At 74.4% G+C, this 22,174-nt stretch carries 20 protein-coding genes and 1 pseudogene; 12 read left to right on the top strand and 9 right to left on the bottom strand.

Translation table 11 applies throughout. The annotated features are described in order from the left end of the window. Positions 1 to 20: 20 nt before the first annotated feature. From ACIQ9P_RS23185 to ACIQ9P_RS23195, 3 genes and pseudogenes are all read right to left on the bottom strand, one after another. Positions 21 to 797, bottom strand: coding sequence for a TIGR04222 domain-containing membrane protein (locus ACIQ9P_RS23185; protein ID WP_402359205.1), 777 nt, complete (start codon positions 795 to 797; stop codon positions 21 to 23). A gap of 89 nt (positions 798 to 886) precedes the next feature. Then, positions 887 to 1,942, bottom strand: coding sequence for a TIGR04222 domain-containing membrane protein (locus ACIQ9P_RS23190; protein WP_402359208.1), 1,056 nt, complete (start codon positions 1,940 to 1,942; stop codon positions 887 to 889). A 168-nt stretch (positions 1,943 to 2,110) separates the two neighbouring features. Further along, positions 2,111 to 3,369, bottom strand: a pseudogene (locus ACIQ9P_RS23195) (DUF692 domain-containing protein). A gap of 404 nt (positions 3,370 to 3,773) precedes the next feature. On the opposite strand from ACIQ9P_RS23195, the gene ACIQ9P_RS23200 reads away from it, so the two are divergent. The 8 genes from ACIQ9P_RS23200 to ACIQ9P_RS23235 all read left to right on the top strand — a co-directional run bounded on the left by ACIQ9P_RS23200 (position 3,774) and on the right by ACIQ9P_RS23235 (position 11,688). Then, entirely contained in the window at positions 3,774 to 4,697 is a 924-nt protein-coding gene (locus ACIQ9P_RS23200) for a GNAT family N-acetyltransferase (RefSeq protein WP_402359211.1), read from the top strand. Between the two features lie 191 nt (positions 4,698 to 4,888). Further along, positions 4,889 to 5,635, top strand: coding sequence for a hypothetical protein (locus tag ACIQ9P_RS23205; protein WP_402359213.1), 747 nt, complete (start codon positions 4,889 to 4,891; stop codon positions 5,633 to 5,635). A gap of 223 nt (positions 5,636 to 5,858) precedes the next feature. Further along, a complete protein-coding gene (locus ACIQ9P_RS23210; RefSeq protein ID WP_402359216.1) occupies positions 5,859 to 6,881 on the top strand; it encodes an MBL fold metallo-hydrolase in 1,023 nt (340 codons plus the stop codon). A gap of 177 nt (positions 6,882 to 7,058) precedes the next feature. Beyond that, the gene (locus ACIQ9P_RS23215) at positions 7,059 to 9,023 is read left to right on the top strand and encodes an ATP-binding protein (protein ID WP_402359219.1); all 1,965 of its coding nucleotides are present in this window, start codon (positions 7,059 to 7,061) and stop codon (positions 9,021 to 9,023) included. Positions 9,024 to 9,103: 80 nt separating this feature from the next. Continuing rightward, positions 9,104 to 9,496 (top strand): roadblock/LC7 domain-containing protein, encoded by a 393-nt coding sequence (locus ACIQ9P_RS23220; RefSeq protein ID WP_030394988.1) that lies wholly within the window; start codon positions 9,104 to 9,106, stop codon positions 9,494 to 9,496. After that, complete coding sequence (locus ACIQ9P_RS23225; RefSeq protein WP_402359222.1) at positions 9,493 to 9,855, top strand: DUF742 domain-containing protein; 363 nt, start codon at positions 9,493 to 9,495, stop codon at positions 9,853 to 9,855. The genes ACIQ9P_RS23220 and ACIQ9P_RS23225 overlap by 4 nt, the downstream gene beginning before the upstream one ends. Further along, positions 9,833 to 10,468 carry a GTP-binding protein gene (locus ACIQ9P_RS23230; protein ID WP_402359225.1) on the top strand — a complete coding sequence of 212 codons (636 nt, stop codon included), beginning with the start codon at positions 9,833 to 9,835 and terminating at the stop codon, positions 10,466 to 10,468. The genes ACIQ9P_RS23225 and ACIQ9P_RS23230 overlap by 23 nt, the downstream gene beginning before the upstream one ends. Next, positions 10,465 to 11,688: a cytochrome P450 gene (locus tag ACIQ9P_RS23235; RefSeq protein ID WP_402359228.1), complete on the top strand. Its 1,224-nt coding sequence runs from the start codon at positions 10,465 to 10,467 to the stop codon at positions 11,686 to 11,688. Before ACIQ9P_RS23230 ends, ACIQ9P_RS23235 begins: the two co-directional genes overlap by 4 nt. Before the next feature lie 76 nt (positions 11,689 to 11,764). On the opposite strand, the gene msrB is transcribed toward ACIQ9P_RS23235, so the two are convergent. From msrB to ACIQ9P_RS23255, 4 genes are all read right to left on the bottom strand, one after another. Continuing rightward, positions 11,765 to 12,169 (bottom strand): peptide-methionine (R)-S-oxide reductase MsrB, encoded by a 405-nt coding sequence (msrB, locus tag ACIQ9P_RS23240; protein WP_402359231.1) that lies wholly within the window; start codon positions 12,167 to 12,169, stop codon positions 11,765 to 11,767. A gap of 21 nt (positions 12,170 to 12,190) precedes the next feature. Next, on the bottom strand, positions 12,191 to 13,573 hold the full coding sequence (gene murC, locus ACIQ9P_RS23245) for a UDP-N-acetylmuramate--L-alanine ligase (RefSeq protein WP_402359754.1): 1,383 nt from the start codon (positions 13,571 to 13,573) through the stop codon (positions 12,191 to 12,193). Positions 13,574 to 13,740: 167 nt separating this feature from the next. After that, the gene (locus ACIQ9P_RS23250; protein ID WP_107084186.1) at positions 13,741 to 14,202 is read right to left on the bottom strand and encodes an indole-3-glycerol phosphate synthase; all 462 of its coding nucleotides are present in this window, start codon (positions 14,200 to 14,202) and stop codon (positions 13,741 to 13,743) included. A gap of 127 nt (positions 14,203 to 14,329) precedes the next feature. Continuing rightward, entirely contained in the window at positions 14,330 to 15,112 is a 783-nt protein-coding gene (locus tag ACIQ9P_RS23255; protein WP_402359234.1) for a pyrimidine reductase family protein, read from the bottom strand. A 101-nt stretch (positions 15,113 to 15,213) separates the two neighbouring features. On the opposite strand from ACIQ9P_RS23255, the gene zapE reads away from it, so the two are divergent. The 4 genes from zapE to ACIQ9P_RS23275 all read left to right on the top strand — a co-directional run bounded on the left by zapE (position 15,214) and on the right by ACIQ9P_RS23275 (position 20,437). Beyond that, a complete protein-coding gene (gene zapE / locus ACIQ9P_RS23260) occupies positions 15,214 to 16,251 on the top strand; it encodes a cell division protein ZapE (protein ID WP_402359757.1) in 1,038 nt (345 codons plus the stop codon). A gap of 48 nt (positions 16,252 to 16,299) precedes the next feature. After that, positions 16,300 to 18,402: an excinuclease ABC subunit UvrB gene (uvrB, locus tag ACIQ9P_RS23265; RefSeq protein WP_402359237.1), complete on the top strand. Its 2,103-nt coding sequence runs from the start codon at positions 16,300 to 16,302 to the stop codon at positions 18,400 to 18,402. 239 nt (positions 18,403 to 18,641) lie between these two features. Beyond that, positions 18,642 to 19,223, top strand: a complete 582-nt coding sequence (locus ACIQ9P_RS23270) for a TerD family protein (RefSeq protein ID WP_402359240.1) — start codon at positions 18,642 to 18,644, stop codon at positions 19,221 to 19,223. A gap of 212 nt (positions 19,224 to 19,435) precedes the next feature. Beyond that, entirely contained in the window at positions 19,436 to 20,437 is a 1,002-nt protein-coding gene (locus tag ACIQ9P_RS23275; protein WP_402359243.1) for a TerC family protein, read from the top strand. A gap of 80 nt (positions 20,438 to 20,517) precedes the next feature. Here ACIQ9P_RS23275 and ACIQ9P_RS23280 read toward each other — a convergent pair whose 3' ends face one another. Further along, the gene (locus ACIQ9P_RS23280; RefSeq protein WP_402359246.1) at positions 20,518 to 21,171 is read right to left on the bottom strand and encodes an MBL fold metallo-hydrolase; all 654 of its coding nucleotides are present in this window, start codon (positions 21,169 to 21,171) and stop codon (positions 20,518 to 20,520) included. Positions 21,172 to 21,228: 57 nt separating this feature from the next. Further along, the gene (locus ACIQ9P_RS23285) at positions 21,229 to 22,014 is read right to left on the bottom strand and encodes a maleylpyruvate isomerase family mycothiol-dependent enzyme (RefSeq protein ID WP_402359249.1); all 786 of its coding nucleotides are present in this window, start codon (positions 22,012 to 22,014) and stop codon (positions 21,229 to 21,231) included. Positions 22,015 to 22,174: the final 160 nt, after the last annotated feature.

Here is a 22,174-nt window from a genome sequence, read left to right on the forward strand (position 1 = left end):
CGGACGGGCCCTTCGGCGTGTCAGTGGCGGCGCAGGGCGGCGCGCAGCCGGGCGTCCGGGAGGACGGCGGGGCCGTTCATCGCGACGGCGGTGAGCAGTTCGCGCTCGTCGTCGTCGGTGAGGCCGTGCTGGCGCGGCGGGCGCACCTCGCGGAGCACCTCCTGGCCGATCGGCGAGGCCCAGCGGGTGTAGGGGTAGACGTCGACCCGGGCCATCAGCAGGGTGCCCGAGGTGAGCACCAGCGGCAGCGAGAACCAGGCCAGCGGGGTCACCACCGCACCGCCGCCCAGGCCGCCGACGACCAGCGCCACGGCCAGCAGCACCAGGGAGAGCAGCAGCGCCTGCCGGACCTGCCGGACCACCAGCACGGTGTGCCGCTGCACGGTGGCCGGGGTGGCCAGCCCGGCGAGCGAGAGCCGGCTGCCGATCTCCAGCACCGTGGGGTGCGCGGCCATCGCCACCCGCAGGTCGTCGGTGCGGCACTGGCCCTCGGGGCCGACGGTGGCGATCACCGCGCGCTCCAGCCGGCTGCGGCCGCGCGGGTCGACGACCGTGGTCCAGCCGGTGTGGGCGAGGTGCAGCCGGCCCCGGGAGGCCATCAGGACGAGGGCGAGTTCGACCACCCGGTCCGGACCGCCGGCCAGGTACGCCGTCTCGTACAGCCCGATTCCGACCGCCTCGGCCGGCCGGGGGCCCTCCTGACCGGCCCGTCCGTCGGCGGTGGCGGTCGTCCGGACGAGCCGGATGCAGGAGAGCACCGCGGCGACGCAGGCCGGGAGGAGGAAGAGCAACCACATGGGCTTGTTGTAGTCCCGGCCGCGCCGCAGGCGGAACGTCTTCCCGGAGCGCGATACCGAACTGTGACGTCCGGCGCGCCGGGATCCGCTCAGGATCCGCAGCCCCCGCCGCCCCCGCAGCTGGAGCCCCCGCCGCAGCTGGAACCCGAGGAGGAGCCGCAGCCGGAGGAGCCGGAGGAGCAGCTGGAACCGGAGGAGCAGCTGAAGGAACTGCCGCAGCCCGAACCGGAGGAGCCCGAGGAGTCCGAGGAGTCGGAGGAGGAGCCGCACCAGGCGGCGGGGCCGGTGGCGCAGGAGGAGCCGGAGGACGAGGAGCCGGCGGAGGCGGCCGCGGCCCGGGTCGACTGGTCGGCGGCCGCCGCGGCGAGCATCGCCTCGTGCAGTTCCGCGTCGCCGAGGCCGTCGGCGCCGATCACGGCCAGGCCGCCGAGGGCGACGGCGCCGAGCAGGACGGCGTCGGCGCCGGCCACGAACGCGCCGTGGTGCGGCTGCCAGGGCTTGCCGTTGTCCATCAGGCCGAGCTGGCGGCGCCCCGCCGGGGTGACCCGGCCCTTGGGCGGACGGGTGGCCGCCAGCGAGACCAGGCCGAGGACGAGCAGCACCGGCGGGATCCAGAGCGCGGGGCGGTCGCCGCCCGGCTCGCCGGAGTCCAGCAGCGGAGCGGCGACGGCGAACGCCACCGTGACCGCCAGGGCGAGCCAGATCGTCCGGCACGCGGTCCGGGCCCGGCGCAGCCGCTCCGGGTTGCGCAGCAGGCCCCGGGCGGCCAGGGCGTCGCCGATGGCCTGGACGGCGGGCGCGCGCATCACGGCGGCGCGCAGCGAGTCGAGGTCCCGGCCGCGGGACGGACCGATCGCGTCGACGATCGCGCCGTCGACCTCGTCGGCCGGCTCGTCGGCGGTCAGCGTGACCAGCCGGGAGCGGCTGACCACGACGTGGCCGCGCCGGTGCATCCGGACCAGGGCGGTGTCGAAGACCCGGCCGGGGCCACCGGCCAGGAAGGCGGCTTCGAGCAGGGCGATACCGCGGCCGGGCAGGCCCTTGGGGTCGCTGACGCGCCGCGCGGCCTGCTTGGCCCGCGCGGCGAGGAGCACGGTGACGGCCAGCAGGAGGCCGGGTACGAGGTAGTAGGCGTTGTGCCACATGAGTGGTTCCCCCGGGTGGTGAGACATGGTTCGGGCGCGCGCGTGGCGCCTTCGTGGGGCGGTGATGGGTCGCAGGGTGCGGTCCGGGCGGGCGCGGGGCCCGGGCGGGCGCGGCCTCGGCGCGGACGGCCACCGGTGCGGAGGGAGCGGCGCGGTGCGGTGCGGGGTTCAGCTCTCCCGGCCGGACCGCAGTGCGCCGCGCAGTCGGGCGAGTGGGCCGGGCCGGCGTCCGGGTCGGTCCTGTGGCCGGTCCGCGGGCGCCGGGCGGAGCCAGCGTTCCAGGGCCCGCCGCTGGTCCGCGGACGGTTGCGGGTGCCCGGTGAGCGCCCATTCGGCGAAGGCCCGGGCGTCGGCGCGGTAGCCGCCGGTCTGCGGACGGCTGCGGGCGTAGGCGAGGAACAGCGGCCCGTACGACGCGCCGAGCAGGCGGGGCAGGTCCGGGGCCACCTTGGCGGCGGTGTCGCGCCGCTTGGCGGCCAGACCGGCCGCCTGGGCGCGCACCTGTGCGGGGTCGAAGCCGGGCGGCACCGGGCCGCCGGCCACCAGGGCGGTGAGCAGTTCGGTCTGCCGGGCCGCCAGCCGGGCCCGCGCGGCGTCGGTGTCGGCGTCCGTGCCGGGGGCGTCGGTGGTGGCGGCGCGCTCCGCGCCGGGGGCGGTGGTCACCGGCCGCCCTCCAGCACCCGCCGGACGGCGTCGAGTTCGGCGGCCAGCTCGGCCGGCGGCGGGAACGCGGCGTCGCGCTCCAGCAGCACTCCGGGCGGCGCGACCCGGGCGCACAGCTCGGCCAGCACCTCCAGCACCGGTTCGGTGACCGGGTGGGCGTGGGTGTCGTGCCAGACACCGTCGATCATGGTGCCGCCCGCGACGTGCACGTAGGCGAGCGCCTCCAGCGGCAGCCGGTCCAGTTCGGCGGCCGGGTCGATACCGAGGTTGACCCGGTTGGTGTGCAGATTGGCGACGTCGATCAGCAGCCGGACACCGGTCCGCTCGACCAGCTCGGCCAGGAACTGCCCCTCGGTCAGCTCGTCGTCCGGCCACGCCAGCTGGGCGGCGATGTTCTCCAGGGCCAGTGGCACCGGCAGCTGGTCCTGGGCGATCCGCACGTTCTCGGCGACCACCCGCAGGGCGTCCCGCGAGCGCGGCACCGGCAGCAGGTGGCCGGCTTCCAGGCCGCCGGCCCGGACGAACGCCAGATGCTCGGTGACCACCGGGGAGCCGAGCAGTCCGGTCGTCGCGGCGAGCCGGGCCAGGCGGGCCGGGTCGGGCCGGTCGGCACCGCCGAGGCCGAGCCCGACCCCGTGCGGGACCACGGTGAGGCCCCGGTCGATCAGGATCCGCAGGGAGGCGGGGAGGTGGTCGTCGCAGATGTTCTCGGCGACGACCTCGACCCAGTCCAGGCCGGGCTGGCGCTCGACCACGGTGTCGATCTCGCTGCGCCAGCCGAGGCCGACGCCGAGCCGGCGCGCGGTGCCGGTGGTCGCGGTGCCGGCGGTGGTGGTGCCGGCGGTGGTGCCCGTCGTCGTCGCGGGCGGCTGCGGAGCGGTCCGCAGGGCGGGGGAGGTCATCGGGCGCCCCCTTCGGAGGGCTGGGTGGAAAGCCGTCGGTCGGCGCGGGCCTCGTCGCCAGGGCCACCGGGCTGTGGTGCTGAGCATGTCCCCGGTCGGCGCGGCTGCCAAGCCTCGACCGGTCATCTCAGAGCATTACTTGAGCTTGGCGTCGAGTCAATCCGCGACCTGGGCCGGGATTTCCCGCATCGCCGCAGGTGGGACCGGTTCCGGTGGAGAACAAACCCGGTGCGGGGAGAACCGTCGGCCGCTACGGTGAGGCGAATATGACAACGCTGAGAATTCGTGACTTCCGCCCCGAGGACGCCGAGGCCGTGGCGGCCGCCCACCGGGCCGGGCGTGAACACCTGGTGCAGACGCCCGAGATGTTCGTGTGGCTGGACGCCCGGCAGGCGAAGGGCCAGCACTACCGCACCTTCGTCGCGGAGCTGGACGGCCGGGTGGTCGGCTCGGTCCGCTGCGGGGTGGTGACCGGGACGACCGTCACCGGCATCGGCCACGCCAACGGCAGTGTCCTGCCCGAGTACCGGCGGCGCGGGGCCTTCACCGGGCTGCTGGCCGCCGCCGAGCGGCACCTGGCCGAACACGGCGTGACCGAGGTCCACAGCTGGGTGGACGAGGAGCCCGGCCCGCGTGCCTTCGCCCTGGCCCGGGGCTTCGCCGAGGGGCGGACCGCCCACTTCGGCGGCCGGGACCTCGCCCGCCCGCTGCCGGAGGGCCCGCCGCCGCCCGCCGGGGTCGAGCTGCGCCCGGTGAGCGACTGGGCGGCCGACCCGCACCCGGTGTTCCTGGTCGAGGCGGACGCGATCCGGGACGAGCCGGGCGAGGTGCCGATGGACGCGGCCGACTACGAGGAGTGGCTCGCGGGGGAGTGGCACCGCCCGGCCCTGGACACCGCGCTGAGCATCGTGGCCGTGGTCGACGGCCGGCCGGCCGCGTTCACCGCCGTCCACACCGACGGCGCGGACCGGTACTGGTCGGCGTTCACCGCCTGCCGCCGGGAGTTCCGCGGCCGGGGGCTGGCCAAGCTCGCCAAGCTGGAGTCGCTGCGGCTGGCCCGGGCGGCCGGTCTGCGGCACGCGTACACCTCCAACGACGCGACCAACGCGCCGATGCTGGCGATCAACGCGTGGCTGGGCTACGAACGCTGCGCGAGCGAGCGGAAGTTCATCAAGCGACTGGGCGGCTGACGCGATCCCTCGGGGCGGGAGGGGGTGACGGAGCGTGACGCCCGGTGGACGGGCGGACTGAGCCGGACGGGTGAACCAGGTGTGCGGGCGGCCGCGAACGCCGGGTCTCCGCCCGGCTCGGGAGTTCCCGGGCCTCCACGGGGCATCACATCGACGCAGACTGTTCGTGCCCGAGTCATCGCGGGGGTGCCATGGAGATCCTGCTCCAGATCCTGGTGGGGTTCGTCCCGGCCGTGATCGGCTTTCTCGCGGCGCGGTCGCTCGCCCGGACCCGCCTCTTCCTGCGCTACGGCTTCCTGCGCGCGCTGCTCGGCCCGTACGGCCGGGTGCAGATCGTCACCCCGAGTATCGAGGTGGGCGAGTTCGCCTACGCCAAGGACGGCTGCCCGCTCACCAGCCGGGGGCCGCGGAACGTGCTGTTCATGCCGATGGCCGAGGCCCGGGCGATCGCCGAACTCACCGACCTGCTGCGGAAGATCAACCGCAAGGCGACCATCGAGCTGGTCACCGCGGGCGCGCAGGACCCGCGGATGCCGACCTTCTCCGTCGGCGGACCGAGCGTCAACGCCTACTCGGCGGGTGTGCTGGCCACCGCCTTCCCGGACTTCCGGCTGGAGCACCCGCAGGCGGCCCGGGCCCGCTGGGGCGGGATGGCCTTCGAGGCGCAGTACAACGCGGCCGACGAACTCGTCCGCGACCACGGCTTCGTGTTCGTCACCCGCACCTCCCGGCAGGCGCCCTGCGTGGTGCTCTGCGGGGTCTTCGCGTTCGGCTCGGCGATGGCGGTGGAGGCGCTCGCGGCGGCCGGCCGGCAGTCCCCGCTGGCCGGGCTGTTCCGCTCGGGGGAGAAAGGATTCGTCGCCGTCGAGGGCCGGGTGATCGGTCTGGACACCGTGGACGTGACGGTCGAGGTCTGCCGGGTCCTGCCGTCGGCCTGACCGCGCCTCGGACGTCCGCCCGGGTGTGCCGCCCCGGGCGTGCCGCCCCGATGCCCCGGGGCGGGCCGACCGGATGCCGAACACCCGCCTGACCGGATGTCGGAACGGTGGTGGGCGACGAAAGGGGAGGAAAGGGACGGGGCGGGAGAGTCCGGGGCAGGAAGTGGCTGAAAACGCCAGGGTTTGGCTCCACTGCTGTCACATCATCGGCATAATCGCGCCCATGACGATCAACCGTGCGAACGTGAGCGCGATTGCCGAGGACCTGTACGTCTGGCTCCCGCCGAAGCGGGGCTGGGGACTGGCCAACTGCGGACTGCTCGCCGGGCGACGGACAGCGTTGTGGATCGACACCCCCTACGACCCCTCGCTGGCCTCCGAGTTCCTCGCCGAGAGCCGCGAGCGGCTGGCCGACGGCGTCGACGTCGACCGGATCGTCGTCACCCACGCCAACGGCGACCACCTCTGGGGCGCGGGCGTGCTGCCCGACGCCGAGGTGATCGCCACCCGCGAGGCACTGGAGCACATCCACTGGGAGCCGACGCCCCGGCAGACCCACGGACTGGTCACCGGGAGCGACCCGGAGTCGCCGCTCGGCGACTACCTCCGGCGCCACTTCGGGCAGTTCGACTGGTCCGGGACCGACCCCGTGCACCCGGACACCGTCTTCCGGGGCGAACTGGAACTCCGGGTGGGCGAGTACCCGGTGCAGATCACCGGCCTGCCCGCCGCCCACACCGGCGGCGACCTCATCGTCCACCTCCCGCACCAGAGCGCGGTGTTCGCCGGCGACGTGATCTTCGGCTCGACCGCCGAGCAGCCCGGCGACCACCCCTCGCACTGGGCCGGCCCGCTGGAGAACGTCATCGCCGCCTGCGAGCGGATCCTGGCGACCGGCGCCCGGATCATCGTGCCCGGCCATGGACCGGTCCTCGACCGGCCGGGCGTCCACGAGCACATCGCCTACCTGAGCCACGTCCGCGAGCGCGCCCACGCCCTGCACACCGCCGGGCTCACCGCCCTGGACGCGGCCCGCCGGATCATCGCCGAGCGGCGCCACCCCGAACTCGGCCTGCCCGAGCGGCTGGTGCTCACCGTCGCCGCCGAGTACCGGCACCTGGACGGCAGCGGGCTGCCGGACATCCTGGCGGCGATGAGCCAGGTGGCGCTGGTGGCCCGCGAGATCGACGAGGACGCCGCCCGCCGGGCGCCCCGCCGGAGCGTGGACGGCCGCGCCACGGCCTGAGGCCCGCCGCGCCCGCCCCGCACCACCCGGCACCGCCCCGCACCACCCGGCACCGCCCCGCACCACCCGGTACCCGGTCCACGGCACCGCGCCGGCCGACCGCCGGTCGGCGCGGCCCGCCGCCGGGGCCCTCCCGACCGAGCCCGCTCTTCGTACAAGGAAACTCCGAGGACGTCGATGACGCAGTTCCTGGTACCGGCCCTGGTGCTGGTCGCGCTCGCCGCGCTCGTGGCGGCCGCGCTCCTGGCGCGCGGCCGCTCGCGCGCGGCGGCCCGGGCCGAGGCCGCCGAGACCGCCTCGGGCCTGGCCGCCGAACGCGCCCGCGCCGCCGAGGGGCAGACCGCCCGGGCCGAGCAGCAGGCACGCGAGGCCGGGACCGAGGCCCGGCAGGCGGCGGTGGAGGCCAGCGGCGCGGCCGACCGCGCGGCCGCGGCCGAGGACCGCGCCCACCGGGCGGAGAACCGGGCCGCCGAGGCCGGACAGCGCACGGCCGAGGCCGACCACCGGGCGGCCGCCGCCGAACAGCGGGCCGACGCCGCCGAGCAGCGGACCGCGGCCGCCGAGGCCGGGACCGCCGCCCTGCTGGCGGAGATCGCCCACCTCGCCACCGAGCGGGTGGCCGCCGCCGCCCTGCGGCTGAGCCACCCCAACGCGCCGATCGCCGGCCCGCTCGACGCCGCCGCCGTCGGCCCGGACGCCGCCCGGGCGCTCCAGGCCGTGCTGGACGCGGCCGCCGCCGCCGTCACCGAGGAGCGGGAGCGCGTCGACGCCGCCGCCCGCTCCGCGATGCGCGGCGCCACCTCCAAGATCCAGACCCTGCTCTACCAGATCCAGAGCCTGGTCCAGCAGCTCCAGCACGACAACGACGACCCCCGGCTGCTGGAGGTCGACTTCCGCAACGAGGTCGCGCTGCGCCGGATCCAGACCGTCGCCGTGCTCTGCGAGGCGTGGCCGGGCCTGGCCCGTACCGACTCGCCGCTCGCCGAGGTGGTGGTCGGCGCGCTCTCCCGGGTGCCCGGCTACGCCCGCATCAAGGTCGCCAACCACCTGCGCGAGGGCCGCCTGGCCGTGGTGGCCCGGGCCGCCGAGCCGGTGGCCATCGCGGTCGCCGAACTGCTCGCCAACGCCACCGCCTACTCGCACCCCGAGACGGATGTCCCGGTCACCCTCCAGCAGGGCGGCCGGGGCGCCCTGGTGATCGTCGACGACAGCGGCATCGGGATGGAGGAGGACCAGCTCCGCCGGGCCCGGCGCCTGCTGGCGGGTCCGTCCGACGTGCTGCTCACCGAGCTGGGCAACCCGCCGCGGACCGGGTTCGCGGTGGTCGGCAAGCTGGCCCGGCAGTACGGCTTCTCCTGCCACGTCGAGCCCTCCCCGTACGGGGGCATGCGCGCCCTGGTCCGGATCCCGGCCGGGCTGCTGACGGTGGTGGACGCGGAGCAGCCGTTGTCGGTGCTCACCCCGCTGCCGCTGCGGGCGGGTGCCGCCCCGGCCGGTCCGGCGCCCGCCGCGGGCGGACGCGCCCGCGAGGGAGCCCCGGCGATCCACGTCGTCCCCCCGGTGCCGGACCTGCCGGACCCGGCCGACCCGCCGCGCCCGTCCGACGCACCGGCGGTGCACGCCGTCCCGCCGGTGCGGGCGGTGCCGGACGAGCCCGCCGCGCCGGACGACGGCAGCGGACTGCCCAGCCGCCGCCGGCGCCGCCCGGTGCCCGCGCAGCCCTCGCCCGACGGCGCGGCCGCGGAGGCCGGGCCCGGCTCCGCCCGCCCGGTGCGGACGCCCGAGCAGGCGGCCGCCCGCTGGCAGGCACTCCAGCACGGCACCGGCTCCGGTCGCGCCGCCGTCGCGGAGGCCGAAGCCGGAGCCGGAGCCGGAGCCGGAGCCGAGGCGGTGGCGGACCCCGACCCCGCCACCGAGCACCCGGCCGTCGGTTCCGCCACCGAGGCCGTCGCCACCGAGGCCGTCGCCACCGAGGCCGTCGCCGCCGAGCCGGCCGACGCCACCCCGATCCCCCACTCCCCGTCCCCCGAGGCGACCGGCCCCGCCGCCGCCGACCGGGCGGCCCCGCCCCGCCCCGACGCCGCCCACACCGGCGCCGGTCCCGCGGCGGCGTCCGGCCGCCGGAGCACCGAGACCTCCTGAGGAGCCGCGCCGTGAGCAGCACGTCCAGCCCCAGCACCGCCAGCGCCACCGCCACCGCCGCACCCGCCACCGCCGAAGGGATCGGCTGGGTACTGAGCCCGCTCCTGGAGCTGCCGGGCGTCGTCCACGCGGTGATCGCCACCGGTGACGGCCTGGTCGAGGCCGCCTCGGCCGGCCTCGGCCGCGCCTCCGCCGAGCGGGTCGCCGCGATGACCGCCACCGTCCACGCGGCCGCCCGCGCGTTCACCACCGCCTTCACCGACACCGAGCAGCCCCGGCTGGCGCAGACCGTGGTCGAGTCGGAGCTGGGCTTCGCCGTCGTCGTCCCGGCCGGGGAGAACACCTCGCTCGCGGTGTTCACCACGCCCGAGGCCCAACTCGGCAACGTCGCCTACCAGATGCAGGTCCAGGTGGCCGCCCTCGGCCGCGCCCTGGCCAGCCCGGCCAGGCGGCAGGACGCCCCGCGGTCATGACCGCCGCCCCCCGCAGGCGGATGGTGCCCGCCTACCTGGCCACCGGCGGCCGGGCCCGCCCCGGCGCCGACGGGTTCGAACGGCTGACCGTGCTGTTCGCGACCGGTGCCGAGCAGCCGGAGGCGCTCACCGGGCTGGAGGCCGAGCACCGGCGGCTCTGGGAGCTGCTGCGGCCCGGCGCGCTCACCGTGGTGGAGGCCGCCGCGCACCTGCGGCTCCCGGTCAGCGCGACCGTCTTCCTCGCGGCCGACCTGGTCGAGGCGGGCTGCCTGCACGCCCGCGCGCCGATTCCCCGCGCCCAGCAGACCGACCGCTCCCTCGTCGAGAGGCTCCTCGTTGGACTCCGCACTCTCCGGTAGGCCGCCCGGTCCGGGGCGCCCGGACCGGGTGGGCTATCTGCCCGACCCCGAACAGACGCTGATGAAGCTGGTGGTCGCCGGTCCCTTCGGCGTCGGCAAGACCACCTTCATCCGCACCCTCTCGGAGATCCCCACCCTGCACACCGAGGAGGCGATGACCGAGACCGGCGCCCCCGTCGACGACCTGGCCGGCACTCCCGGCAAGGTCACCACGACGGTGGCGGTCGACTTCGGCCGGCTCACCCTGCCCGGCGAAGTGGTGCTCTACATGTTCGGCACCCCCGGCCAGCGGCGGTTCTTCCCGCTCTGGCAGGACATCGCGCGCGGTGCCCTCGGTGCCCTGGTCCTGGCGGACACCCGCCGGCTCGCCGACTCCTTCGAGATCATGGACATGGTCGAGGAGCAGGGCCTGCCGTACGCGGTCGCCGTCAACCGCTTCCCCGAATCGCCGGCGCACCCGCCCGAGGTGCTCCGCGCCCACCTCGACCTCCACCCGGCGACCCCGCTGGTGCTCTGCGACGCCCGTGAGCGCGGCTCCAGCCTGGACGCCCTGATCGCCCTCGCCGAACACGTCCTGCGCGGCCTGCCGCCCTCCGCCCCGGAGCAGTCATGACCACCCCCACCGCGCAGCCCCCCGACGCCCAGCACCCGACCGCCCTCCACGGCCCGGCCTTCGCCGCCGACCCGCAGACCGTCTACGAGCGGCTGCGGCGGCAGGGCCCGGTCGCCCCGGTGGAGATCGCGCCCGGCGTCGAGGCCCTGCTGGTCACCGACTACCAGGCCGCGCTGGACCTGCTGCGCGACACCGACACCTACTCCAAGGACTCCCGGGCCTGGCAGCAGACCGTCCCCCCGGACTCCCCGCTGCTGCCGGTGCTCGGCTACCGGCCGACCGCGCTGTTCAGCGACGGCGAGACGCACGCCCGCTACCGGCAGGTGATCACCGACGGCCTCGCGCTGCTGGAACCGCACCTGCTGCAGCGCCGGGTCGCCGAGGTCGCCCACCGGCTGATCGGCGTGTTCGGGGCCACCGGCTCGGCCGACCTCATCGCCGACTACGCCCGCCGGCTGCCCGTCCACGTGGTCACCACCTGGTTCGGCGTGCCCGAGGAGCACCGGGAGCGGCTGGTGGCCGGCATCGTCGGCATGATCGAGTCCACCCGGCAGGCGGTGACCGCGTACGCGGACCTCGTCGCCGTGGTCACCGCGATGGTCGCCGAGCGCCGCGAGCGCCCCCGGCACGACCTGACCTCGTGGTTCCTCACCCACCCGGCGGGGCTCGACAACGACGAGGTGGTCCGGCAGATCACGCTGACCATGATCGCGGGGAACGAGCCGACCACCAACCTCATCGGCAACGCCCTGCGCCGGCTGCTCACCGACGCCCGCTACGCCGGCTCGCTGTTCGGCGGCGCGATGACGGCGCACCAGGCGATCGACGAGGTGCTGTGGCACGAGCCGCCGCTGGCCAACCTCTCCGCCCACTACCCGCGCTGCGACACCGTCCTGCACGGCCGGGCGATCCCGGCCGGCTCGCTCGTCCTGGTCTCCTACGCCGCCGCCAACTCCGAGGCCGCCCCACCGGCCGGCGGCGCCGACACCGACGGGCTGCGCAGCGGCGAGTCGGCCCACCTGGCCTGGGCGGCCGGCCCGCACGCCTGCCCGGCCCGCGACCCGGCGCTGCTGATCGCGATCACCGCCGTCGAGCAGCTGACCAGCCGGATCGGCGACCTCGAACTCGCCGAGCCCGCCGATTCCCTGCGCTGGCGCCCGGGCCCCTTCCACCGCGCCCTGGTCCGCCTCCCGGTCCGCTTCACCCCGCTGGCCGGGTAGCGGCCGGAAAGAGCCGCCCGGACAGCAGTGGGCCCGGCACCCCGACGGGGTACCGGGCCCACCCGGCCGTCCGCCGTTACTCGGCCGGCTTCAGCGTCAGCGAGACGCTGTTGATGCAGTACCTCTGATCGGTCGGCGTGCCGTAGCCCTCGCCCTCGAAGACGTGGCCCAGATGGCCGCCGCAGCGGGCGCAGCGGACCTCGACCCGGCGCATGCCGAGCGTGGTGTCCTCGATGTACTGGACGCTGTCGCCGGCCAGCGGCGCGTAGTAGGACGGCCAGCCGCAGTGGCTGTCGAACTTGGTCTCCGAGCTGAACAGCTCGGCCCCGCAGGCCCGGCAGCCGTACACGCCGACGGTCCTGGTGTCGGTGTACTCGCCGGTGAACGGGCGCTCGGTGCCGGCCTCCCGGAGCACGTGGTACTCCTCCGGGGAGAGCTGGTCACGCCACTCGGCGTCGGTCTTCTCGATCTCGTAGCTCATGACGGCTCCAGGTCGGGGGACTCAGACGTTGGTGGAAACGTTCGCGAGGTGCCGCAGGATTTCCGGACCGAGGTCGGTGACGTCGCCGGCGCCCATGGTGAGCAGCAGGTCGCCCGGGCGGGCCAGTCCGGCCAGCAGGGCCGGGGCGGCCGCGAAGTCGTGCTCGGCGGTGACCTCGGCACCGGCCCGGCGGGCGGCGTCGAGGATCAGCTCGCTGGTGACGCCGGGGATCGGGTCCTCGCGGGCCGGGTAGATGTCCAGCACCACGGAGGCGTCGGCGAGCGCCAGCGCGGCGCCCATCTCCTCGGCGAGCTGCTGGGTGCGGCTGAACAGGTGCGGCTGGAAGACCACCAGCACCCGGCCCTCGGCGGCCTCCCGGATCGCCTCCAGGTCGGCGGTCATCTCGGTCGGGTGGTGGGCGTAGGAGTCGATCACCTGGACGCCGCCCGCCTCGCCCTTGAGCTGGAGCCGGCGGCGCACGCCGGTGTAGGCGCCGAGGGCCTTGGCGAGGTCCGCGGCCGGGACGCCCAGGGCGACACCGGCGGCCAGCGCGGAGACCGCGTTGTGGGCGTAGTGCCGGCCGGGCACGGAGACGGTGAAGCCCAGCTCCTCGCCGTTCAGCAGCACCGTGACCTCGCTGGTCATGCCGCGCGCGACGACCGACAGCACCCGCAGGTCGGCGTCCTCGGCGGCGCCGACGGTGACGACGTTCAGGTCCTCGCGGCCGGCCACCCGGGCGGTCAGCTCGCGGGCGCCGTCGTGGTCGGCGGAGACCACCAGGGTGCCGCCGGGGGTGATCCGGGCGACGAAGGTCTCGAAGGACTCGTGGATCTCGTCGATCGAGGCGTAGTTGGCGTGGTGGTCCAGCTCCACGTTGAGCACGATCGCCACCTCGGGCGCGTACTTGTGGAAGCTGCGGTCGCTCTCGTCGGCCTCGGCGACGAAGATCTCGCCGGTGCCGTGGTGGGCGTTGGAGCCGGGGGCGTCGAGGTCGCCGCCGATCGCGTAGGACGGGTCCAGTCCCAGCTCGCCGAGGGCGACGGCGAGCATGCTGGTCGTGGTGGTCTTGCCGTGGGTGCCGGCCACCGCCAGCGCCCGGCGGCCGCCCATCAGCGCGGCGAGCGCGTCGGAGCGGTGCACCACCGGGATGCCGCGCTCGCGGGCCGCGGCCAGCTCCGGGTTGTCGGCGCGGATCGCGCTGGAGACCACGATGCTGCTCGCGCCGTCCGGCACGTGTTCGGCGGCGTGGCCGATGTGGACGGCGGCACCGAGGGCGCGCAGCGCGAGAACGGTCTCGGACTCCTTGGAGTCGCTGCCGGAGACGCTGGCCCCGCGCACCGCGAGGATCTTCGCCAGGCCGGACATGCCGGCGCCGCCGATGCCGATGAAGTGCGGGGCGTGCAGGTCGTGCGCGGCGTCGTTCAAGGCGGGGCTCCGTACGGGGCGGGGACGGGGGAGGTGCGGACGACGGTCGTATCGTCCTCGCGGCCGGGGCACACCGGACCGCAAGGACGATTCTGCACCACGACGGCGTCCGGACCCCGCCCCGCCCGGCGCGGGGAGGGCCCGGGTCAGGAGTCGCTGGCGAACAGCCGCAGCACCGGGACACCCACCTTGTGGCGGGCCTGGGAGGCCCAGTCGCGGTGGAAGAACTCCTCCACGAAGTGCGGGGACGTGAGCACCACCACCTCGTCGGCCCGGTGCTCCTCCACCACCGCGCGCAGCCGGTCCAGCGGCTTCTCCTCGACCAGCTCGCCGACCGCCTCGGCGCCGGCCTCGCGCAGGTGGCGCAGGCTGTGCTCCAGCGACTCGGTGGCGACCGTGGGCCCGCTCTCGGACTCGTCGTGCTCGTGCACCACCTTGTCGAGGTGGCCGAGGGCGACGTCGTCCAGCGCCCGCAGCAGCTCGTCCTGCTTGCCGCGCGGCTGCATCAGGACGACGAACGACACCTTCTCCTCGCTGTGCAGCGTGGTGACGAGCTCCACGTCGGCGTCGGAGAGCGCCTTTTCGATCATCAGTACCGTCTTGAACACGTGAGTCCCTTCCAGTCACCGGCCCCCGGGCCCCGGCTTCGCATCCCATACTGCCCGGCGGAAGCTTTCCGCACGCTGCTCACCCGGCACACGGGCCACGCGGAGGGGCTCCCGGGCGGGAGCGGGATCACGGTCCGGAGGTCACGGGGTCGGCGGAACGCAGGTAACGGGTGAAGAGGAATCCTTTCTGCTCGATCAATGAGACCAGCCGCATCCGCCGCACGTCAGGCATTTCCGCATCGTGGATGATGCGCGGCGCGTCGCCGCCGGTGATCAGCGGCGCCAGCGAGAGGCACAGCTCGTCCAGCAGGTCCGCGGCGGCCAGCTGCCCCAGCAGCCGGGGGCCGCCCTCGGTCAGGATCCGGGTCCAGCCCCGGTCGGCCAGCGCCGCGACCGCCGCCCGCAGGTCCACCGAACCCCGCCCGACCGCGATCACGTCGGCCACCTCGGCCACCTCGGCCAGAGCGCGGGCCGACGCGTCCTCGGTGGTGACCACCACCGTGCGCACCAGCGGCTCGGTGAACAGGGGCGCCGTGAGGTCCAGGCCCAGTGAGCGGCTGACGACGGCGATCGCCGGGGCCGGCGCCTGCCCGGCCGCCCGGCGCGCTGCGGCGAACCCGGCCGGGGCCCCGGCCGGCCCGTACCCCTCCGCCCGCACCGTCTCGGCGCCCACCAGCACCACGTCCGACAGCGCCCGCAGCACCCCGAAGATCCGCTTGTCGGCCGGGCTGGACAGGCCCTCCGAGAGCCCGTCGAGCCGCGCCCCGCCGTCCAGCCCGGCCACCATGTTGGCGCGCAGCCACGGGCGGCCCCGACTCACCTGCCCGGGGTACGCGTACACGGCGGCGAGCGCCTCGGGCGACCCCGGGTCCTCGAACACGCGGTCCGTCGGACCGATCAGCTGCTGCATGCTCCCAGTCTCGCAGCGGCCGGGGTCGGAGTCCGCGCCGAGCGGGCGTACCCTTGTCCACCGTGCCCGCAGCTTCCCGCCCCGCCACCGCGACCGAGCCGATAGCCGGCGCCACCGCTCCGCCGACCGCGCTCACCGACCGCCGTCCGGTCGTGCCCGCCGAGCGCCTGGTCGCCGAGATGGTGCCGCCGCCGCGCTTCTCCGACGTGAGCTTCGGGACCTACCTCCCGGACCCGGGCCAGCCCAGCCAGTACGAGGCCGTGCAGGTGCTGGAGCAGTTCGCGGCCGCGCTCAACGGCGGGAACGGCGCCGCGCCGAAGCGCGGCTGGTTCCGCCGCGCCGCCCCGGCCCCGGCCGGCCCGGCCGGCATCTACCTCGACGGCGGCTACGGCGTCGGCAAGACCCACCTGCTGGCCTCGCTCTGGCACGCCGTGCCCGGCCCCAAGGCGTTCGGCACCTTCGTCGAGCTGACCAACCTGGTCGGCGCGCTCGGCTTCCAGCAGGCCGTGCGGACCCTGTCCGACCACCGGCTGCTGTGCATCGACGAATTCGAACTGGACGACCCGGGCGACACCGTCCTGGTCTCCACCCTGCTCGGCCGCCTGGTCGAGAACGGCGTCAAGCTGTGCGCCACCTCGAACACCCTGCCGGAGAAGCTGGGCGAGGGCCGGTTCGCCGCCGCCGACTTCCTGCGCGAGATCCAGGGCCTGTCGGCGCACTTCCGCCCGATGCGGATCGACGGCCAGGACTACCGCCACCGCGGCCTGCCCGACGCCCCGCCGCCCTACCCGGACACCGAGGTCGACGCCGTCGCCGCCCGCACCCCCGGTGCCTCCCTGGACGACTTCGACGCCCTGCTCGCCCACCTCCCCGCCGTCCACCCCAGCCGCTACGGCGCCCTGCTGGACGACGTGACCGCCGTCTGCCTGCGCGGCGTCCGCCAGGTCGAGGACCAGTCCACCGCCCTGCGCCTGGTCGTCCTCGCCGACCGGATGTACGACCGCGAACTCCCCATCACCGCCTCCGGCATCCCCTTCGACCAGGTCTTCCCCGAGGAGATGCTCCGCGGCGGCTACCGGAAGAAGTACCTCCGCGCCGTCTCCCGCCTGGTCGCCCTCGCCCGGGACAGCGCCGGGTAGTCCCGCCGACGGGCCCCGGGTGTCGGTGGGGGGTCGTACCGTGGTGGCGTGCGACCCATCACGAGTATTGAGCGGTCAGTGGCGCCCTTCGAGGTCGTCAGTCCCTACCAGCCCAACGGTGACCAGCCGGCGGCGATCGCCGAGCTGGAGCGGCGGATCCGGGGCGGGGAGAAGGACGTCGTCCTGCTCGGCGCCACCGGTACCGGCAAGTCGGCCACCACGGCCTGGATGATCGAGAAGCTGCAGCGGCCCACCCTGGTGATGGCGCCGAACAAGACGCTGGCGGCGCAGCTGGCGAACGAGTTCCGCGAACTGCTGCCCAACAACGCGGTCGAGTACTTCGTCTCGTACTACGACTACTACCAGCCCGAGGCGTACGTCCCGCAGACGGACACCTACATCGAGAAGGACTCCTCGATCAACGAGGAGGTCGAGCGGCTGCGCCACTCGGCCACCAACTCGCTGCTCACCCGCCGGGACGTGGTCGTGGTCGCGTCGGTGTCCTGCATCTACGGCCTCGGGACCCCGCAGGAGTACGTGGACCGGATGGTGCGGCTGAAGGTCGGCGAGGAGGTCGACCGGGACGTGCTGCTGCGCCGCTTCGTCGACATCCAGTACACCCGCAACGACCTGGCCTTCACCCGCGGCACCTTCCGGGTCCGCGGCGACACCATCGAGATCTTCCCGGTCTACGAGGAGCTCGCCGTCCGGATCGAGATGTTCGGCGACGAGATCGAGGCGCTGTACACGCTGCACCCGCTCACCGGCGAGATCATCAGCCAGGACGACTCCATGTACGTCTTCCCGGCCTCGCACTACGTGGCCGGCCCGGAGCGGATGGAGCGCGCGGTCACCGACATCGAGAAGGAGCTGGAGCAGACCCTCGCCAGGATGGAGAAGCAGGGCAAGCTGCTGGAGGCCCAGCGGCTGCGCATGCGCACCACCTACGACATCGAGATGCTGCGCCAGATCGGCACCTGCTCCGGCGTCGAGAACTACTCGATGCACTTCGACGGCCGCGAGCCCGGCTCCCCGCCGAACACCCTGCTGGACTACTTCCCGGAGGACTTCCTCCTGGTCATCGACGAGTCGCACGTCACCGTGCCGCAGATCGGCGCCATGTACGAGGGCGACGCCTCGCGCAAGCGGACCCTGGTCGAGCACGGCTTCCGGCTGCCCTCGGCGATGGACAACCGCCCGCTGAAGTGGGAGGAGTTCCTGGAGCGGATCGGCCAGACCGTCTACCTGTCGGCGACCCCGGGCAAGTTCGAGCTGTCCCGGGGCGACGGCCAGGTCGAGCAGATCATCCGCCCGACCGGTCTGATCGACCCCGAGGTGATCGTCAAGCCGACCGAGGGCCAGATCGACGACCTGGTGCACGAGGTCCGCAAGCGGGTGGAGAAGGACGAGCGCGTCCTGGTCACCACTCTCACCAAGAAGATGTCCGAGGACCTCACCGACTACATGCTCGGCCTGGACATCCGGGTCCGGTACCTGCACAGCGACATCGACACGCTGCGCCGGGTCGAGCTGCTGCGCGAGCTGCGGGCCGGCGAGTACGACGTGCTGGTGGGCATCAACCTGCTCCGGGAGGGCCTGGACCTGCCCGAGGTGTCGCTGGTGGCGATCCTGGACGCGGACAAGGAGGGCTTCCTGCGCTCCGGCACCTCGCTGATCCAGACCATCGGCCGCGCGGCCCGCAACGTCTCCGGCCAGGTCCACATGTACGCGGACCGGATCACCCCGGCGATGGAGAAGGCCATCGACGAGACCAATCGCCGCCGGGAGGTCCAGCAGGCGTACAACAAGAAGCACGGGATCGACCCGCAGCCGCTGCGCAAGAAGATCGGCGACATCCTGGCCACCCTCGCCCGCGAGGAGGTGGACACCGACGAGCTGCTGTCGACCGGCTACCGCGCGCCCGGTGGCAAGGGGGCCAAGGGCAAGGCACCGGTGCCGGCCCTGGGCTCCGACCGCAAGCCGGCGAAGTCGATGCCGGCCGCCGAGCTGGCCGAGCTGATCCAGTCGATGACCGAGCGGATGCACGCCGCGGCGACCGACCTCCAGTTCGAGGTGGCGGCCCGGCTGCGCGACGAGGTCAAGGAGCTGAAGCGGGAGCTGCGGCAGATGCGGGAGGCCGGGATCGCGTAGCACCCGACCGCGGGGTGTGGCCGGTTCTCCGCCCGCCCGCACCCCGCGGTGCGTCGGCGCCGCCCGGAGGGGGTACACGGCGGGAAAGGCGTTGGACGGCAGGGCCTAGGCTGGCCTGCGGTGCCGTCCTTGTCGGGCGGCCGGTAAAGAGGGGGCCTCAGCCGGGGGACGGCAACGGGGTGTTCCACCGTGGAGCCGGCGCGGGGATCCCGTGCGGCCGGGCAGAGAGGACAACCGCCGTGTCGGTGAACCTGGCCAAGGGGCAGCGGGTCAGCCTGCAGAAGGGCCCGGGGGAGACGCTGACCGTGGTCCGGATGGGCCTGGGCTGGCGGGCGGCGCCCCGGCGGGGCCTGTTCGGCAGCCGGACGCAGCAGATCGACCTGGACGCCTCGGCACTGCTGTACGCCGAGCGGACCCCGTCCGACGTGGTCTTCTTCCAGCACCTGGAGAGCTCCGACGGCTCGGTCCGGCACACCGGGGACAACCTGGTGGGCGGTTCCGGGGCGGGGGAGGACGACGAGGCGATCCTGGTGGACCTCGCGCACGTGCCGCCGCACATCACCCAGGTGGTGTTCACGGTCAGCTCCTACACCGGGCAGAGCTTCGCCGAGGTGCAGAACGCGCACTGCCGGCTGGTGGACGAGTCGACCGGGCTGGAGCTGGCCCGCTACGACCTGACCGGCGGCGGCCCGCACACCGGGCAGGTCATGGCGAAGGTGTTCCGGGACGGCGCGGGGGGCTGGGAGATGCAGGCGATCGGCGCCCCGGCGAAGGGCCGGTCGTTCCAGGACCTGCTGCCGGCGATCGAGCCGTTCCTCTGACGGTTCTTTACCTTCTTTACCTTTCCTTGGGAGTGCTGTTACCCTTCTTGCAGCGGAGGGGAGTATTCCCACGCAGTCGTCCCCGTCATCACGGATGCCCGTCGCGGCATCCCGGGGCGCTGGTCCGCGGGTGCGCGACCGCGCGCCCGGCGGGCGGAAGAGACCTCCGGCAGTGACGATGACTGTCTCGCCTACCTGCCGGAGGAGCAGTAGTGGACGTTTCCGTAAGTTTGTGGGTCGGCACGATCGTGGTGCTGTTGGCGCTGGTCGTGGCCGATTTCTTCATCGGCGGCCGCAAGCCGCACGAGGTCTCGATCAAGGAAGCCGGCATCTGGACCACGGTCTGGGTCGTGCTGGCGGTGATCTTCGGCGGTTTCCTCTGGTGGCACTCCGGCGCGACGCCGGCCGGTGAGTTCTTCGCCGGTTACATCACCGAGAAGTCGCTCAGTGTCGACAACCTGTTCGTGTTCATCCTGATCATGGGCAAGTTCGCGGTGCCGCGGATCTACCAGCAGCGCGTGCTGATGTTCGGTGTGATCATCGCCCTGGTGCTGCGCGCGGTCTTCATCGCCGGCGGGGCCGCGCTGGTGGCCCAGTTCTCCTGGGTGTTCTTCATCTTCGGCGGCTTCCTGATCTGGACGGCCTGGAAGCTGATCAAGGAGGCGCGGGCCGACGAGGAGGAGGAGGAGTTCGAGGAGAACCGTCTGCTCAAGTCGATCGAGCAGCGCTTCCCGTCGACCGACAAGTACCACGGCACCAAGCTCTTCGTCCGGGAGAACGGCCGCCGGCTGATGACCCCGATGCTGATCGTCATGATCGCGATCGGCACCACCGACGTCCTGTTCGCGCTGGACTCGATCCCGGCGATCTTCGGCCTGACCCAGGACCCGTACATCGTCTTCACCGCCAACGCCTTCGCCCTGATGGGTCTGCGCCAGCTGTACTTCCTCATCGGCGGACTGCTGAAGAAGCTGGTCCACCTGTCGTACGGCCTGTCGGTGATCCTGGGCTTCATCGGGGTGAAGCTGGTGCTGCACGCGCTGCACGAGCAGGGTGTGCACGTGCCCGAGATCGGCATCCCGTTCTCGCTGGGCTTCATCGTGGTGGTGCTCGCCGTCACCACCGTGACCAGCCTGATGGCCTCCAAGAAGGCCGCCCTCGCCGAGCAGGCGGAGCAGGGCGGCCGGGGCGAGCCGGAGAAGCTGGACGCCTGACGCGTCCCCACCGCCGAACGGGCGGGCCCGTGACCGGATCGCTCGGTCACGGGCCCGCCCGTCCGCGTGTCCGGGGCGTTCTACCAGCCGCGCTCGCGCCACTCGGCGAGGTGCGGGCGCTCGGCGCCGAGGGTGGTGTCGTCGCCGTGGCCGGGGTAGACCCACGCCTCGTCCGGCAGCACGTCGAAGACCTTCCCGGTGACGTCCCGGAGGAGGCTCGCGAAGGCGTCCTTGTCGCCCCAGGTGTTCCCGATCCCGCCGGGGAAGAGGCAGTCGCCGGTGAACACGTGCGGGTGGCCCACCGGGTCGTCGTAGACCAGCACGATCGCGCCCGGGGTGTGGCCGACCAGGTGCCGCACGGTGAGCTCGCAGCGGCCCACCGCGAGCGTGTCGCCGTCCGCGAGCGGCAGCGCGGTGGGCACGTCGATGCCCTCGGCGTCGTGCTCGCCGGCGGCGGTGCGCGCGCCGGTGGCGGCGACCACCTCGGCCAGCGCCCCCCAGTGGTCGTGGTGCCGGTGGGTGGTGACCACGGTCGCCAGCCGCTCGCCGACCGTCTCCAGCAGCACCGGCGCGTCCGCCGCCGCGTCGATCAGCAACTGCTCGTCGGTGTCGCGGCAGCGCAGCAGGTAGGCGTTGTTGTCGTGGGGGCCGACCGCCACCTTGGTGATGATCAGGTGCGCCAGCTCGCGCACGTCCGGCGGCCCGCCGACCTTGACCGCTCCGTGGTACGTCATCCGTCCGCTCCTTGTCGCGTCTACAGGGTCAGGGCCATCCTCGCGCCTGCGCGGGGCTCAGCCCAACGGGGGGAGGACCGGCAGGGCGGTGCCGGGGGTGCGGCGCAGGCCGGCGCCGTCGGACCGGCCGGAGAGCCAGGCGAGCAGGGCGCGGACGGGGCCCTCGACGGTCAGCGCGGGGGTGCCAGCGCCGATCACGGCGCGTCCGCCGGTGTCCTCGGCCAGCAGCGCGACGGCGGGCAGCCCGGCGCCGGCCGGCCCGGCCAGCTTCTCGGCGAGCTGCCGGAACTCGACGGTGGCGAACTCCTCCGGCCAGTGCGCGGGGGTGTAGCCGGCGTCCAGGTCGACGTGGTGGTACTCGACCTCCGCCAGCCGCCGCCAGGGGATCTCCGCGGCCGGGAGGACGACGCCGCTGCGGTGCTTGACCTCCGCGGCCCAGGCCCCGTCCGGCAGCAGGGCCGCCGCCGCTCCGAAGCGGGCGTGGGAGGCGCGCAGGTCGGCGAGCTGCTCGTCCACGGGGCGGGGCGCGCCCTCCTCGATGTCCCGGTCACGGGCCTCCTGGCTCGGGTACTGCGGGATGTCGGTGCCGGTGCGGGCGCCGTTCAGCAGGTTGACCAGCGAGTCGGCGTTGCGGGCGAGGTGGGTGAGCACGTGGCCGCGGGTCCAGCCGGGCAGTGCGGAGGGCCCGCCGGCGGCCTCCGCCCCGATCCCGGCGACGGTCCGCAGCAGCAGGCGGGTGCTCTCCTCGACCTCGGCCAGGCGCCGGGCGGCGACGGAGGGCAGGGAGGCGGTGGCGGGCTCGGTCTGCGGGTCGGTCTGCGCGTCGGTCTGCGGGTCGGTCATCGATTCGGCCTTCGGTGGGAGAGGGTGCGTTGCCCCGGTGGGGCTTCGCTCGTTGACCAGGCGACGCTACCGCCGTCGCCCGCCGCCGAGCAGGGGCTTTTCGGTCCGCGCGTCAAGGCTCCGCGCGTCGTCCTCACTCGTTCGGGTGGACCCGGCTGGA

It is taken from the genome of Kitasatospora sp. NPDC094019 (genome assembly GCF_044764505.1).
Classification (GTDB): Bacteria; Actinomycetota; Actinomycetes; order Streptomycetales; family Streptomycetaceae; genus Kitasatospora.